The sequence below is a fragment of the Citrobacter sp. BDA59-3 genome, assembly GCF_015167655.1.
Taxonomy (GTDB): domain Bacteria; phylum Pseudomonadota; class Gammaproteobacteria; order Enterobacterales; family Enterobacteriaceae; genus Phytobacter; species Phytobacter diazotrophicus.
This window is the reverse complement of the sequence record NZ_CP063427.1, coordinates 3,264,499-3,276,654: the sequence shown is the minus strand read 5'-3', so window position 1 is coordinate 3,276,654 and position 12,156 is coordinate 3,264,499. Positions and strand designations below refer to the sequence as shown.

General features: G+C 49.0%; 14 protein-coding genes. 6 read left to right on the top strand and 8 right to left on the bottom strand.

Going from position 1 to position 12,156, the window contains the following annotated elements:
• Nucleotides 1–174: 174 nt before the first annotated feature.
• The 3 genes from IP582_RS15415 to rluE all read right to left on the bottom strand — a co-directional run bounded on the left by IP582_RS15415 (nt 175) and on the right by rluE (nt 2,296).
• Complete coding sequence (locus IP582_RS15415) at nt 175–624, bottom strand: NUDIX hydrolase (RefSeq protein WP_041851688.1); 450 nt, start codon at nt 622–624, stop codon at nt 175–177.
• Between the two features lie 23 nt (nt 625–647).
• Entirely contained in the window at nt 648–1,574 is a 927-nt protein-coding gene (locus IP582_RS15410) for a hypothetical protein (RefSeq protein ID WP_193793721.1), read from the bottom strand.
• Between the two features lie 71 nt (nt 1,575–1,645).
• The gene (gene rluE, locus IP582_RS15405; protein WP_071195420.1) at nt 1,646–2,296 is read right to left on the bottom strand and encodes a 23S rRNA pseudouridine(2457) synthase RluE; all 651 of its coding nucleotides are present in this window, start codon (nt 2,294–2,296) and stop codon (nt 1,646–1,648) included.
• A gap of 116 nt (nt 2,297–2,412) precedes the next feature.
• Here rluE and icd point away from each other — a divergent pair, with 116 nt between their 5' ends.
• The 3 genes from icd (at nt 2,413) to IP582_RS15390 (ending at nt 5,862) form a co-directional block, all read left to right on the top strand.
• Entirely contained in the window at nt 2,413–3,663 is a 1,251-nt protein-coding gene (gene icd, locus IP582_RS15400) for an NADP-dependent isocitrate dehydrogenase (RefSeq protein WP_041851685.1), read from the top strand.
• A gap of 930 nt (nt 3,664–4,593) precedes the next feature.
• Entirely contained in the window at nt 4,594–4,845 is a 252-nt protein-coding gene (locus tag IP582_RS15395; protein ID WP_193793720.1) for a hypothetical protein, read from the top strand.
• Between the two features lie 756 nt (nt 4,846–5,601).
• Nucleotides 5,602–5,862, top strand: a complete 261-nt coding sequence (locus tag IP582_RS15390) for a hypothetical protein (RefSeq protein ID WP_193793719.1) — start codon at nt 5,602–5,604, stop codon at nt 5,860–5,862.
• Between the two features lie 497 nt (nt 5,863–6,359).
• Here IP582_RS15390 and IP582_RS15385 read toward each other — a convergent pair whose 3' ends face one another.
• From IP582_RS15385 to IP582_RS15375, 3 genes are all read right to left on the bottom strand, one after another.
• The gene (locus IP582_RS15385; protein ID WP_193793718.1) at nt 6,360–8,183 is read right to left on the bottom strand and encodes an EAL domain-containing protein; all 1,824 of its coding nucleotides are present in this window, start codon (nt 8,181–8,183) and stop codon (nt 6,360–6,362) included.
• 103 nt (nt 8,184–8,286) lie between these two features.
• Nucleotides 8,287–8,340: a hypothetical protein gene (locus IP582_RS25570; protein ID WP_071845982.1), complete on the bottom strand. Its 54-nt coding sequence runs from the start codon at nt 8,338–8,340 to the stop codon at nt 8,287–8,289.
• Between the two features lie 121 nt (nt 8,341–8,461).
• On the bottom strand, nt 8,462–9,490 hold the full coding sequence (locus tag IP582_RS15375) for a sensor domain-containing diguanylate cyclase (protein ID WP_193793717.1): 1,029 nt from the start codon (nt 9,488–9,490) through the stop codon (nt 8,462–8,464).
• 319 nt (nt 9,491–9,809) lie between these two features.
• Here IP582_RS15375 and IP582_RS15370 point away from each other — a divergent pair, with 319 nt between their 5' ends.
• Together IP582_RS15370 and IP582_RS15365 are read left to right on the top strand one after the other, a co-directional pair.
• Nucleotides 9,810–10,052 (top strand): DUF333 domain-containing protein, encoded by a 243-nt coding sequence (locus IP582_RS15370; RefSeq protein ID WP_193793716.1) that lies wholly within the window; start codon nt 9,810–9,812, stop codon nt 10,050–10,052.
• A 75-nt stretch (nt 10,053–10,127) separates the two neighbouring features.
• Nucleotides 10,128–10,433 (top strand): hypothetical protein, encoded by a 306-nt coding sequence (locus IP582_RS15365; protein ID WP_193793715.1) that lies wholly within the window; start codon nt 10,128–10,130, stop codon nt 10,431–10,433.
• Between the two features lies 1 nt (nt 10,434).
• On the opposite strand, the gene IP582_RS15360 is transcribed toward IP582_RS15365, so the two are convergent.
• Nucleotides 10,435–10,779: a DUF488 domain-containing protein gene (locus tag IP582_RS15360; protein WP_193793714.1), complete on the bottom strand. Its 345-nt coding sequence runs from the start codon at nt 10,777–10,779 to the stop codon at nt 10,435–10,437.
• Nucleotides 10,766–11,275, bottom strand: a complete 510-nt coding sequence (locus tag IP582_RS15355) for a DUF523 domain-containing protein (RefSeq protein ID WP_193793713.1) — start codon at nt 11,273–11,275, stop codon at nt 10,766–10,768. Before IP582_RS15355 ends, IP582_RS15360 begins: the two co-directional genes overlap by 14 nt.
• Before the next feature lie 162 nt (nt 11,276–11,437).
• Here IP582_RS15355 and IP582_RS15350 point away from each other — a divergent pair, with 162 nt between their 5' ends.
• Nucleotides 11,438–12,145: a CTP synthase gene (locus IP582_RS15350; RefSeq protein WP_041851676.1), complete on the top strand. Its 708-nt coding sequence runs from the start codon at nt 11,438–11,440 to the stop codon at nt 12,143–12,145.
• Nucleotides 12,146–12,156 lie beyond the last annotated feature (11 nt).

The window sequence follows — 12,156 nt, the reverse complement described above, 5'->3', positions numbered from 1 at the left end:
GATCGCTGAGGCGAAAGGAACGTGAAGGAATATAACGAGTGTAGCGTTACTTCTGGTGGGTTAAGTTGCGGTTAAATATTTCGCTTTGGTATTAATTCAGCCAGGTATTGTTGACGGGCGCAACAGTGAAAACACAACAACCGCGCAGGCGCGGTTGTTGCTAAAATCGGATGCTTAGTTAAAAGGCCAGTTAAATTCGCCAATCACCGATAACGGATAACGTGTACCGGTTTGCCAGCTACGAATACTTTCTGCGACCAGCGGGGAACGCAGGTTTTTCGCATTCAGGATCTCGTCAGCGCTGACCCACAGGCAGCGGTCAATATCACTGTCGTGCGGCTCGGTGGCGCAGATGTCTTCGAGATCGACGGCAAACAGGAAACGCAGGAAAGGCGTTTTGTCCGGCGCTATCCACTGATGCATACGAATAAAGGCATCGGGCGTGGCGTGAATACCTGTCTCTTCCCACAGCTCGCGTTTTGCAGCCTGCACCAGCGTTTCATTGGCTTCCAGGTGACCGGCCGGCTGATTCCACAGTGCCTTGCCGCTGATTGTCTCTTCTACGACCAAAAACTTACCCTGCGCATGGACGACGCAGGCGACGGTGACATGAGGTTTAAACATACTTTCCTCTTTGTTTATCAAAGTTATTCATCAAACCCATCGGCCATATCCGGCCAACTGATCTCGCCACTCTGCTTGTTGATACTAATATAGGCCACCGGTGGAGACGTCTCGCTATCCGCACTGCCTCGGCACTGCGCCGACTGGTGATCTTCGCGAACGATAATCTGAATCTCTTTTTGCGCGTTCCAGCTTTCATAAAACACACAGTGATAATCGGTGCGCAGGGAAACCGTGGCGATACGCGCGGCTTTATCGACAGAGAGCGGGTTAATGTCGTCGCGATAGCGATCGCCTTCGTCAATGGGCGCAAGCTGTGATTTTTTAAGCCAGCCGCGAATGATGCGGTGATCGGGACCGTACCAGTTCACCTCAAGAAAATCATCCTCGGACTGCTCCTGAGCGGAAACACTATCGCCCGGCACCAGGAAGACCGACGGGCTTCGGCACTTTTCATTGGGCATCGTGTAAAACCATGCGCGCGCCTGACCTTGAATGCGGTATCGGTTATTGGCCGGAGGGGCTTCGCGCACACGTGTACGCAAGGCGTCATTTGCCCACGTCTGGCATTCATGGCTGACCGGCAACGAGGGGGGCAGGGCGGTCAACTCATCGGCCGTCACCCAGCCGGTGACAAATGCGCCGTTGGTATCCCGGTAGCGTATATAGCGAAAGGGATGAGTGGGGGAGACCCCGCCTGATTTCCCGTATAAGACCGAACTTCGCAGGATTTCAACGGTATCACCGTTGACTAAAAAAGTGGGAAGCTGGCATTCCGAGCCGGGAGCAGAATAAAAGTGCAACCGGGCAGGACTGGTCACTTTTGCGACCTCGAAAAGATAATCTGCTTCGCCTGCGGCCCTCCCGCCGATGGTCTCGCAAGTTTCATTAGCAAAACATGATGACGAAACAGCGCAGAGCAGCAAAAAAGTCGCAACCCGTAACAACATACTTTCTCCTCATCCATGACAAATTTCAGTTAATGATTAGTTTGCGGAATTATTCGGTATAAACAACGCGTTTATTTCACTTCTCGCCACTGGCCATTGGGCAACCCATCAAGGGTATATTCACCCAGCGCATAACGGATGAGGCGAAGAGTGGGAAAACCAACGTGCGCGGTCATTCGTCGAACCTGACGATTACGGCCTTCATAAAGCGTGATTTTAAGCCAACTGGTGGGAATGGATTTCCGCTCGCGAATGGGGGGATTGCGCGGCCACAGCCACTCTGGCTCACTAACTCGTTCAATGCCGGCGGGCAGGGTAGGGCCATCATTCAGGGTGACACCGTCGCGCAACGCTGCCAGCGCCTCTTCACCCGGCTCTCCTTCAACCTGAACAAAATAGATTTTTCCGGTACGTTTCCCCGGCTGCGTCAGTTTTGCCTGCAATTCACCGTCGTTCGTTAACACCAGTAAACCTTCACTGTCGCGATCCAGGCGCCCCGCCGCGTATACATTTTGAACAGGTATATACTCTTTAAGCGTACTGCGTCCCGCCTCATCGGTGAACTGCGGCAAAACATCATAGGGTTTATTAAACAAAATCACCCGCTTTGGCTGGTTTTCGCGTCGTGGCTTAGTAGCTTGTCGTGAGCTGAATCGCTCAAGGTGGTGATTTCTAAAAGAAGTTTTCTTCATGGTATTTTCAGTGGTTATCAATTGCCGCATTATAACTGAAACATGATTGCCTTTCATGGAACCCAACTATCAGGTAGTATTGACAGGCTAATTACAATTCATTAACAAAAATCAGTAACAACCAGAAGCGCTCGAAGGAGAGGTGAATGGAAAGCAAAGTAGTTGTTCCGGCGGAAGGTAAGAAGATCACCCTGCAAAACGGCAAGCTGAACGTTCCGAATAACCCGATTATCCCGTTCATTGAAGGTGACGGTATCGGTGTCGACGTTACCCCTGCGATGCTGAAAGTGGTCGATGCCGCTGTGGAGAAAGCCTATAAAGGCGAGCGTAAAATTTCCTGGATGGAAATTTACACCGGTGAGAAGTCTACCCAAATTTACGGCCAGGACGTCTGGCTGCCCGCTGAAACTCTCGATCTGATTCGTGAATACCGCGTTGCCATCAAAGGCCCGCTGACCACGCCGGTTGGTGGCGGTATCCGCTCTCTGAACGTTGCCCTGCGTCAGGAGCTGGACCTGTATGTGTGCCTGCGCCCGGTACGTTACTACCAGGGCACGCCGAGCCCGGTTAAACACCCGGAACTGACCGACATGGTTATCTTCCGCGAAAACTCCGAAGACATTTACGCCGGTATCGAATGGAAAGCGGACTCTGCTGACGCAGAGAAAGTGATTAAATTCCTGCGTGAAGAGATGGGCGTGAAGAAAATTCGCTTCCCGGAACATTGCGGTATCGGTATCAAACCGTGTTCCGAAGAAGGCACCAAACGTCTGGTACGTGCGGCTATTGAATACGCTATCACCAACGATCGCGATTCTCTGACCCTCGTACACAAAGGCAACATCATGAAGTTCACCGAAGGCGCGTTCAAAGACTGGGGTTACCAGCTGATTCGCGAAGAGTTCGGTGGTGAGCTGATCGATGGCGGCCCGTGGCAGAAGATCAAAAACCCGAATACCGGTAAAGAGATCATCATTAAAGATGTGATCGCTGATGCGTTCCTGCAACAGATCCTGCTGCGTCCGGCTGAATACGACGTTATCGCCTGTATGAACCTGAACGGTGACTATATCTCCGACGCCCTGGCAGCCCAGGTAGGCGGTATCGGTATCGCACCGGGCGCTAACATCGGTGACGAGTGTGCGCTGTTCGAAGCTACTCACGGTACTGCGCCGAAGTATGCGGGTCAGGACAAAGTGAACCCGGGCTCCGTTATCCTCTCCGCTGAGATGATGCTGCGTCACATGCAGTGGTTCGAAGCCGCAGACCTGATCGTGAAAGGCATGGAAGGTGCTATCGCTGCCAAAACCGTGACCTACGATTTCGAACGTCTGATGGAAGGCGCTAAGCTGCTGAAATGTAGCGAGTTTGGTGACGCGATCATCGCGAACATGTAATCCGCCTGGCGGGTTAAAGAAGAACGGGAGCCGATTGGTTCCCGTTTTTTTATGTAATTCAGAAAGTTTCACCAAAACTATCCCCAAAACTCCCTATGAAAACGATGCTTAGCCGACCACAATGCAGTCTTTATCTCAGTCATCATGACGCTTTTTCCCGGTAGGTCAGGTGGATATGGCAAAATTATTGTTTAATGGTTCTATACACCAAATCACTTTAGTGGAAGGCAATGGAAACCTAAAAAATATGTTCTTCGACACATTGACTCAACGCCTGATACCAAAGATCTGGGTAAAATCCAGAATCAGGTATCGCGTTTTTGCCGTGCATAAAACGAAGAGTTTTGTAACGGGATCAAAGTAGCAGCAGAAGCAGCAGCCCAAGAATAAGTTGTGGTAAGTATTATTTATACAGGGCCATGGATTGGCACCGTTGTCAGTGCGAAGGTATTTTTTGAAGACTTCCGATAAATTCACCCAGTGCGATCTCATTTAAAGATGCAGGTGTTTTCACCAAATTATATTTCCTGCACTAGTTGATAAATTCCATGGCTCCATAGCGCAATGTATGTGATATTCAGGAGAATTCCATGATACCAACACTGGAATACGCCCGTTCTTATAGCCTTCGCTGAAAAAGTTCCACAAAAGAAATTAATGCCAGTACTGTGTCTTTTATGCCCATCCCGGCAACATTTTGATGTTTAGTGACCCATGAGGTCATGCACAGAAAACAGTCGGGCATTATGAAGCGATCCTGACGCTAATGACTGGGATTGACGCATTGGCAAGGCGCGTTGCTGACTGACGTGAAAACACTGAGCAGGCAGCAGGAAAGTCATTATTTTATTTAATGGTATACGTATCTTAGCCTAAGCGGTGATGCTAATTTAGTTACGGAAATCACCGTACTATCCATGGAGGTTTACTGTGAGTGTATATGTTTTTTATTACAACGAATCGGGTGCAAGAGTCTTTCCCAAAAGTAGCGTAAATGAGGAAGCAAAGGCGCTTCTCAAACGGAAGGGTTACAAAAAACATCATTTTGAGGTCGACGCTGACAGCGCTCAGGATGCTATTGCGATGATGAAACACAATGATGATGAATATCTTAAGGAATTAAAAGATTATTCTGACAGCCTGCTTTTTGTTGGCCTGGCTGGGATGGCATCAGTTCTTTAAAAATATGTCACAGCAGCATCAGAAAGAAGCCTGTGTAAGGTGAGGTAGAATCACAGGCTTTTACCGTCGCAACGACGTCGACAGACCTTGTCGCGCTTCACGATGCCGCCGGTCTGGATAGAGGGTCAGACGATAAATATCCTTTAAGGCCGCACCGTTATCTTTCGGCGCACCCGGATATCTGATAAGCAGGGAACCAATGACAGCAGCATTGGATGAGATAAAATACAAGCAATATGATGGACCATTGGCAGTTGCTCTTTGCGAGAGTGCGCCTGCCGGATACCTTATTTTTGATTAAAAATAAGCCTTAATGTTGATGCAATTGCGATGATACTACCGACAACCATAACAATCGCAATAAACCTTCTGTGGTGCGAAAAGAGATCCATCATCCCATTGACCAGACAGAGTGACATAAATCCTATACTTATCCAGCGAATATGATTTTTATTCAACGCGTCCACCTTTGTTGGCAGGCTAATATCTCTACCATCTTATCTCAATGCGATGTATACATTTTCAACAAATCATCAACGCCAAAAGTAATAAGGCTGGTCGTTGAGGTCTGTGACAAGACAGGAGCGCGAGCCGAAAAACCACGCTGTTAATGGACCTAAAGCTTACCCGAAAACGACGTTTCACACCTTTTAACCTCAAGCACATCTCGTGTATCACGAAAATGCGCTGCTTCACGTAAAAGCCTGCCACTTTCGGCTATTCTTTCTCTATCAAATAGTCCAAAGGAGCATTCAGATGAGTCAGCGCGGAGTCGTCCTTCATCATGAACACCGGATTGGTTATGTCATCATTCGCGATGAATTCGGCAATCACACCGTCGTAAAACTGCTAACAGGAAACGATATCGAAAGAGGTGATATCATTGTTGGTTTCCTGCATGGTGAAGGCGACCAAACCTTCCATAACGAAACCCAGGATGTCTCTCTGGATGTTCATATTCAGGGGCATGGATTATCCGAAGATGCAACAATCCAGATGATTCAAAAAGCCCACTGAGTTACGCGTTATCGTGTGATCCGGGTGCCGACATGTCAGGAAAACATTTGGCTGACGGGATAGCGACGCATTTTGCCATGCAGAGCGCTGTCGCGTCAGCCATTCTGGATATCTACAATGATCAATGTAAATAAGCCCCCGTCGATGACCTGGCCAAAACGAGAGTGCTTTTAGGAAATAATTTATCGACGAAGAGAAGTGTATTTGATAATACGAAGCCTGCTAATCATTATTTAAAATATAATTAAATGGCCGGGGATTATTTTCGACAAAAGAAAAAGGATAGTTCCGACATCAAAACTATCCTGGAATGCAGTAGAGAATGTTAAATCGTATTTCCTTCACATGCGTACTTTATAACTTTCCTAAGCGAAATTTACCAATGCATTTTTTTCTCGTTGTGGATTGAGAAAATTGATGATCGGGTTATTAATGTCGGGCTTTATTGGTTAAGGCTTAACATGCGCCCTCAGCAGGAGAGGGCGCTTAAGTATAAATTACGAACCATACTGATGCTGATCATTGTTAATTCGTCCTAACACACGATAGGGCTTACAGTCCGCAAGCCAGGCTTTAATCTCTTCTGGCGGGATCGGTCTTGAAAAATAATAACCTTGTGCCTCATCACAGCCAAACTCGGTTAGCATTTGCGCCGTCTCATGATCTTCAACCCCTTCGGCCAGCACCACATAATGAAGTTCTTTAAGCATCATGATGACATTACGGGCGATGATACGGCTGCCGGAATCAGTCGTTATCTGGCTGACCAGTGAGCGATCCAGTTTAATCACATCAATGGGAATACGACGCAGGTAACTGATATTACTGTAACCGGCACCAAAATCGTCAAGCAGGATCTGGAAGCCAAGCAATTTCAGACGATCGAGTTCTTCAAGCGCGGCTTCACTCTCCAGAACTTTTTCTGTCTCCAGGCATTCAATGCGAATATCAGCCGGATACAAGCCCGCATTGAGAACATTATTTTCCAGCCCATCCGCAAAGCCGGGACGAGAAAAATCACTCACTGTCACGTTAATCGAAACAGGGAGGGTGATACCCTGGCTACGCCAGGATTTCAGCTGCTCGATGACCGTTTTGATGACCCACTGGGTAATTTCCGACATCAGACTGGTTTTTTCTGCCAGCGAAACAATAGTTGCCGGAGAAATATTGCCAAGCTGTGGATGTCGCCAGCGCAGCAGCGCTTCCACCCCTTCTGTTTTGCCAGAGCGCAACGATACCTTCGGTTGAAAAACCAGATACAGCTGGCTGGTAGATTTAATCGCCTCACTTAAGTCATAAAGGAGTTTAAAGTCTTTATTTCTTTTATGATCAAGGATGGGATTAAATTGCAGGACCGGAATATTCTGGCGAATGGATTCGTGCAGGGCGCTGATCGCCTGACGCACAATTTCATGGGCATCATCTTCCCGTGGCGAGAATTTGACGTAGCCAGTATGGATAGTCAGCGTAATATCAATATTTTGTGCCATTTGCACCCGTGTCCCCGGCAGCGTTTCTGCGCGTTTAACGAGCGTTAAGGCTTGTTCTATCTCAACCAGTACCGCAAAACGGGCGGGGGCGAAAGAGTATAAAAGAACATTTTCTTTTAGCCGCAGACGTAGACGCAACAGCGGGATAAAACTGCGCAGCATATTATCCACGGCGTGCAATCCCAGATAGCGGATTAACTCGTAAGCACGAGGCATATCAATACAGTCAAATATCACCAGGCCATAGGTTTTGGGGTCTTTTTCCAGCGTTTTTTGCTCCATTTCACGCAGCAAAAACTGGCGGTTGGGTAGCCCCGTAAGCGTGTCGACGCGACCAATAGAATAGCGCGCTTCGAGGTAGATTGCGGAAAGCTCTGCGATACGGTTAAAACTTTCTATTTGTTGCAGTGTTGGGGTGACGACGCTGGAACTACTGACACAAAGCGTGCCAAGAACCATCCCCTCTTGCGTCATCATCGGCGCAGAAGCATAAAACAGAATATCGCCGTTTTGCACCAGTGGTTGATGGGAAAAACGGGAATCCAGCCGGGCATCAGGGCAGACAACGGTCTGCCCGCTATCGCGTGAGTACTGGCACATTGTTTTTTCTATCGGGACTTTGAAATGCTCCAGCGGTACATTTTTAACATATTTGATATATTGGTAGTCATCATCAAATACGGTAATAAAGCAGCCTTCGACATTCATCACCTCGCAAGCAAGGCAGGCATACTCTGTCAGGGCTGCGTCGCGGGTTTTATCCTCTTTACGCAATAATTCCAGCGCCGCCAGCCGTTTGCTTTCGCTTCTTTTAAGTCCCGTGAACATTGCGAGCTCCTGCTCAGATAAATGAGGCTGTTAGGTTATGCTCTGTCGACAACATCACTGGCCAGGATGACATCTACAATGACTGTTAAGTTTAGCCCACCGTCTACCACCAGCCGAGTTGAGTACCGGCGACGGCAACAACAGCCACAATGAGCATAATGATTGTTGACTTTCTCACGAACTAGCTCCTGAGCTGGCAGCCTTTGCCAGCGATGCAGATAATAATTAAATAGAAGAAAATAAGATAATTCTCAAGCAAAAAAAAACCCTAAAGTGAATTAATTGAGGCGTAAAAACGGCTGTTTGTTTTTTCCGTTTTTATCCTGATACATAGCGCGATCTGCGATGCGCAATGCACTGTCAGCATCAATACTATCGGGATTAATTTCGACCACACCGATACTGGCTCCGGGATAAAATATATTCATGGAACCCAGTCGATATTCTCCAGTGAGACATTTATGCAAATTTTGCTTAAGGGAGGATAATCTTTCGGTCTGTGTTTGATCGCGCGGCCCGCCTGGACAGGCAATTAAAAATTCATCGCCGCCAAGCCGCCCGACCACATCATCTTTATCGCAACCATCCAGAAGACGACGCCCAATCTGAATAAGGAATTGATCGCCTGATTCATGACCAAGCTCATCATTTATTCTTTTAAAGTTATCGAGATCAATAAACGCAATAATAATCTGAATATCAAGGTTCCTGGCAAGAGAAAATAGCATTGTCAGATTATCGAAGATCGCCCGACGATTAGGCAGGCCGGTCAGCGGATCGGTATAAGAGTGGGCGATGAGTGCCGCGTTAGCTTCTCGCAGTTGTTCCACCAGGTGGTCTTTTTCGATGGAACGCGCTATCAGCCCGGCGAAAAGACGTAAAACGTGTTCACCACGAACGCTCAACTTACGCGTGTCCTTACTGGCGGCGCATAGCGTGCCATAAAGCGAACCATCCGCCAGATGCACAGGCATGCTTAAGTAAGAGGTGATCCCAATTTTTTGCGCCGCTTCGCAATCTGCCCACTGCGTTGCCACGTCATCGCTAAAAAAACAGCCCTCATCCAGCGCGCGCTTGCACAGGCTGTCACCCCACGGCAGAGAAAAACCCTCTGGAAGATCAAGTTGTTTGCTGTTTCGCGCATACTGGATATGTTGAAAACCACCGTCGTCGTCAATCTTGGTAAGGTACGTCGATTCCATTTCAGTGACCATCTCCAGCATTTCAAGGAGCTGTCGTACCAGACTTTCAAGGGATTGATCTTTATGGAGTGTTTCGGAAACTCGGGCCAAAATGAAATCGGACATTACGCTCATTAACTCCTGTGCACTGCGCGTTGTATGCACTTGATGATGAAAATATAGACTCACCATATTAAAGCATGGCTTAAATAAGTTTTATATATCGGCAGCGTCAAACGGGGGGGGCAGGAGATTGCGTAAAAAAAGCCCCGTTGATGAGACGGGGCAAAAACTCATTGATTACGGAATGATGTTCTCTGGTCATGGGTGAGAACGAGGCAAATATATCTGCAAAAAGTGGTGTAAGGATGGAGAAATCATGGAGATGTCAGGCGTAACGCATTAAGCTAAATTTATGGCTTATTATTTCAATATGGATAATTTGATGCGTAATATTTTCTTCCTTTTCATTTGTGCATTAACGGCATGCTCCACGCCACCGGGTGCGCCCCGTCAACCCGTAGCAGGAAAAGCCAATCCGGCGGCGGTGCATTGTTTGCAGGTGGGCGGGCAACGTGTGCCTGTGCAAAGCCCCCAGGGGGTGCGTACAGAATGCAAATTGCCAGGCGGTGAAGTGATAGATGAATGGGAGCTGTGGCGACGCGATCACCCTCAATCTCGCTCGTGACACGCTACCTGCATCAGGGTAAACTTGGGTAAGAATAATCTTATTTTCCATGATGCATGTGTACGCGAGAGAATTATGTTTCAGTTACGACCGGGTAGCCTGGCGATGGTCATTGGCGCGCAAACGCCTGCCGGGCGCTGTAATATTGGTAAATCTGTAGAGTTATTTGGTCTTTGCCAGCCTGGCGAGATGTTTCTGAACCCGGTCAATGGTGTGATGACGCGCATGCCGCAAAGCGCGAATCGTGCTTTGTGGCTGGTGATGGGTGATGTGCGGTCTTTCGATGGGCAACAAGGCTTCGCCTTTGTTCGTGCCGAACACCTGATGCCTCTCGACCCGGACAGCCTGCCTGAACATCATCGCGAGCAGGTTATTTCCTGATTTATAGCGATTCCAGCCATTCTGCCAGCACCAGCGCATGATTTTGCCTGGTGTCTTTGGCGGCATAGAGCAAGGTGAGAACACCGCTTTGACGCTTCGCATTAAGCGTTTGCCCAGCCTCTCGCTTATCCGCAAGTTCCGCAAGGTACGCTTCCCGAAATGCGGCGAAATCCAGTACATCGGCGTGAAAGGCTTTACGTAATTCTCCCGATGGGGCCAAATCCTTACACCATTCGTCGTAGTTCAGATCGGTTTTTTTAACGCCGCGCGGCCACAGGCGATCGACCAGAACCCGATAGCCATCCTGTCCGGATGCCGGGTCATAGACGCGTTTACATTGAATCATCTGTTTGTTCCCTCTCTTCGATAAAGGCGACGAGTTCCGCGATCTGCTGGTGGGAAAACACGCGAATGCCGTTTGCCTCCAGCAGCGCGGCAGCAACACCCATTCCTGGACGTTGAACGCCGCTAAAAGTGCCGTCGTAAATCTGCTGGCTACCACAAGTGGGGCTGCCGTCGGTCAGTAGTGCTGCGCAACAGCCTTCTGACTGTGCGGTTTTTAGGGCCAGCCAGGCGGCGAGCTGATAGTGCGCGGTGACATCCTGGCCGCTATCTTCAACAATCTGTGCTGCGCCGCCCATCACATCCTGGCCGTTGCCAGCGCGTATTTCTGCGGGTGAACGTGGAACCGGGAGCCCTGCTGCCAGTTCCGGGCAATGGATCACCAGGCGTTGTTCCTCCTGTAAGTAGGCCAGCGTTTGCTGCAATGCCCCTTTTTTAGTGCCGTTATAGCGAACGTTGAACCCCATCAGGCAGGCGCTGACCAGAATTTTACTGCGCATTTTTTCTCCAGCTTCGACGCATCTGTTGCCTTAAGCACCGTTTTTATCGAAATACGGCAAAATGTGCCCTGCCATTTTTAATGTGTTGTGATGTAGACGAAAGATCGCTAATGTGAGGTTCCTTATGTTATTCGTTAATTGCTCTGACATAGGGACCCCTTCATGACCCATATTCCCGTTAAAGATACCCTGCGAATTGCCCTCGTTGGTGATTACAATCACGACGTTGTCGCGCACCAGGCCATTCCGCTGGCGATCGACGATGCCGCCGCCGTCCTTGAGATTACCGCAGATTACGACTGGCTGGCGACCTCCGAGATTAAAAGTCGCGATGACCTCGTTGGCTATGATGCAATCTGGGTCGTTCCGGCAAGTCCGTATAAAAATCCCGAAGGGGCCTTTATTGCCATTCAGTATGCGCGGGAAAACGCGATACCGTTTCTTGGCACCTGCGGCGGTTTCCAGCATGCCATTATTGAATATGCCCGCAACGTAATGGGTGTGGGTGATGCCGCGCATCAGGAAACCGACAGCGCTGGCCGGATGGTGATTGTTCCGCTGAGCTGTTCGCTGGTCGAGCAGGAGGCGGAAGTTGAATTGCGTCCGAATACGCTGATTGCCCGTGCTTATGGGCGGGAGAAAATCAGTGAAGGCTACCACTGTAACTACGGTATCTCGCCTGATTTTGCTGCCGAGCTGGAGAAAAGCGATATGCGGGTCACGGCCTGGGATGAAGATGGAGAAATTCGTGCGGTTGAGCTGAGCAACCATCCCTTCTTCGTCGCCACCCTTTTCCAGCATGAGCGTAATGCCCTTGCCGGACGCCCGGTTCCGCTGGTGCAGGCGATGCTGAAAGCCGCGAAAGATTGAGTCAATGAAAA

Excerpts from the sequence above, each read along its gene's own strand:
- IP582_RS15415 (WP_041851688.1), bottom strand. The coding sequence starts at position 624 with ATGTTTAAACCTCATGTCACCGTCGCCTGCGTCGTCCATGCGCAGGGT.
- IP582_RS15410 (WP_193793721.1), bottom strand. The coding sequence starts at position 1,574 with ATGTTGTTACGGGTTGCGACTTTTTTGCTGCTCTGCGCTGTTTCGTCA.
- rluE (WP_071195420.1), bottom strand. The coding sequence starts at position 2,296 with ATGCGGCAATTGATAACCACTGAAAATACCATGAAGAAAACTTCTTTT.
- icd (WP_041851685.1), top strand. The coding sequence starts at position 2,413 with ATGGAAAGCAAAGTAGTTGTTCCGGCGGAAGGTAAGAAGATCACCCTG.
- IP582_RS15390 (WP_193793719.1), top strand. The coding sequence starts at position 5,602 with ATGAGTCAGCGCGGAGTCGTCCTTCATCATGAACACCGGATTGGTTAT.
- IP582_RS15385 (WP_193793718.1), bottom strand. The coding sequence starts at position 8,183 with ATGTTCACGGGACTTAAAAGAAGCGAAAGCAAACGGCTGGCGGCGCTG.
- IP582_RS15375 (WP_193793717.1), bottom strand. The coding sequence starts at position 9,490 with ATGTCCGATTTCATTTTGGCCCGAGTTTCCGAAACACTCCATAAAGAT.
- IP582_RS15370 (WP_193793716.1), top strand. The coding sequence starts at position 9,810 with ATGCGTAATATTTTCTTCCTTTTCATTTGTGCATTAACGGCATGCTCC.
- IP582_RS15365 (WP_193793715.1), top strand. The coding sequence starts at position 10,128 with ATGTTTCAGTTACGACCGGGTAGCCTGGCGATGGTCATTGGCGCGCAA.
- IP582_RS15360 (WP_193793714.1), bottom strand. The coding sequence starts at position 10,779 with ATGATTCAATGTAAACGCGTCTATGACCCGGCATCCGGACAGGATGGC.
- IP582_RS15355 (WP_193793713.1), bottom strand. The coding sequence starts at position 11,275 with ATGCGCAGTAAAATTCTGGTCAGCGCCTGCCTGATGGGGTTCAACGTT.
- IP582_RS15350 (WP_041851676.1), top strand. The coding sequence starts at position 11,438 with ATGACCCATATTCCCGTTAAAGATACCCTGCGAATTGCCCTCGTTGGT.